Annotated in this window: 1 protein-coding gene; it reads right to left on the bottom strand. The window is 63.9% G+C overall.

Annotation, left to right across the window (positions count from 1 at the left end; all coding sequences use genetic code 11):
• A partial coding sequence (locus BLU54_RS23000; RefSeq protein WP_139169813.1) for a phage tail tip fiber protein occupies window positions 1-1,025 on the bottom strand: 1,025 nt, incomplete at both ends.

The following is a 1,025-nucleotide window of genomic DNA, read 5'->3' as shown; positions in this document are numbered from 1 at the left end:
GACGACAGGTTCGCGACATTGATGTTGGTTGCATCCAGGTTCTTGATGAGCGCCCGGTTCACAATCATCTGCCCGCTCTCGATCGCAAACGGTACGGCCGTCGATTTGCCATCCGGCGACAGCACCGCAAAGCGATCTGCCATCACGAGAAACTGTGATTGCGAGATGCCGGCGTCCACCTCGACACCCAAAGCCCAGCCGGCGGCATACCGCTTGCCGTCAGCCGTGATCTGCGTTTTAAGCGAGTAAGACGCAGCCAGTTTTCCCGAGAGCGTCGACGTCGCGCTCGCGTTCGACTGGATGGCCGCCTCCGCAGTGCCCACGCGCGAGACCACGCCGTCAACCCGTTGACCGAGGGCTGAATCGGCCGACGTGCGAGCCGTCGTCTCGCTCGTCACCGCGGCGGCCGCAGCATCGGTTTTCGCCGAGACGGTGTCGATTCGCGTGCCCAGCGCACTGTCGGCCGCTGCCCGCGCCGCGGTCTCGGTCGTGACGGCCGCCATCGCCGCCACGGCCGGCGCACTGCCACCACTTGCAAGCGGCTTGCCCTTGACGACAGCGAACGTGTACACGACGCCGGTGGTCGAAACCTTCTCGGTTCCTCCACCCTCCCCTGCATCCGGGAAGCCGACAAGGACATATGCCGAGCGATAGGCAATCGCCTTGAGCGCAGCAAGCGTCGCGCCGTGCCGCACCAGCGCTGTCCGTATGTCGTCGGTCATACCGCTCGACGGCTCATCGAACGTCCAGACGACCGTCGTCACCCCGCGAGGCAAAGCGTTGAGATCATTGACGAAGTCGGTTCGGCGCGAAGCCGTGCCGAAGACGTCATAGATCCCATAGCTTTTTACCACTCCCGCTGCGTCGACCGTGGCGAGCATCCAGCTTCGACTAGACGTGGCAAGCGACTGGCCCGTGACCGCATCGTTGAAGCCCGCCCCAAATTCTGCGCTCTTGCCACTACCGAGCGCCGAGACTCGGAACAGACGCTGATTGTCGACCTGCGCCTGCAACCCGGTGATCTG

Origin of the sequence: Chitinasiproducens palmae (assembly GCF_900095735.1) — a bacterium.
Taxonomy (GTDB): Bacteria; Pseudomonadota; Gammaproteobacteria; order Burkholderiales; family Burkholderiaceae; genus Chitinasiproducens; species Chitinasiproducens palmae.
This window is presented reverse-complemented; position numbering and strand designations above follow the sequence as displayed.